Origin of the sequence: Haloarcula sp. Atlit-47R (genome assembly GCF_003665985.1) — an archaeon.
GTDB lineage: Archaea > Halobacteriota > Halobacteria > Halobacteriales > Haloarculaceae > Haloarcula > Haloarcula taiwanensis.
Map to the genome: position 1 here is coordinate 1 of NZ_QPLQ01000058.1, position 477 is coordinate 477.

The window sequence follows — 477 nt, forward strand, 5'->3', positions numbered from 1 at the left end:
CGTACTCCATCATCGATAGTTATCGGTATCGCATCTAACTGTATTAGTCTTGTCCCCCGTATTCCCTTATAAAGTTATCTCTATACAGACATACCCTCTTGGCTCAGGTAATCCGATCCGGCGCAGCATTCGAGCAGAGAGGGATTAACCAACAAAGGATATGACTGATCGCTATTTGTTGGTTAAGTTTTTCAGCGCCCGCCGAGGGGCGGGGGCGCAGTCCCGTCTCCACGAACCATGACTGAACTGTATTTGTCCGCTGTCCTCAATGAGGCGGAACGAGTTGCAAAACAGCACGACCAGGTCGCTCGATCGACGGACCATCCAGCACACGAGTACCTGCGGTACGGCGTCCTTCGGCTGCTCGAAGGCGAGACTGACGACACGGTTGCGGACGTGCCCGATATCGACGGCGTGACCGTCGGCTACGGGAGCGATGAGGCGATGTTCGATAGCTGGAGCTCCAGCGAAGACTGG

At 54.9% G+C, this 477-nt stretch carries 1 pseudogene; it reads left to right on the top strand.

Annotated features, from left to right (window positions below):
* Positions 1-237 precede the first annotated feature (237 nt).
* A pseudogene (locus DVK00_RS20850) lies at positions 238-477 on the top strand (hypothetical protein); the annotation flags it as partial.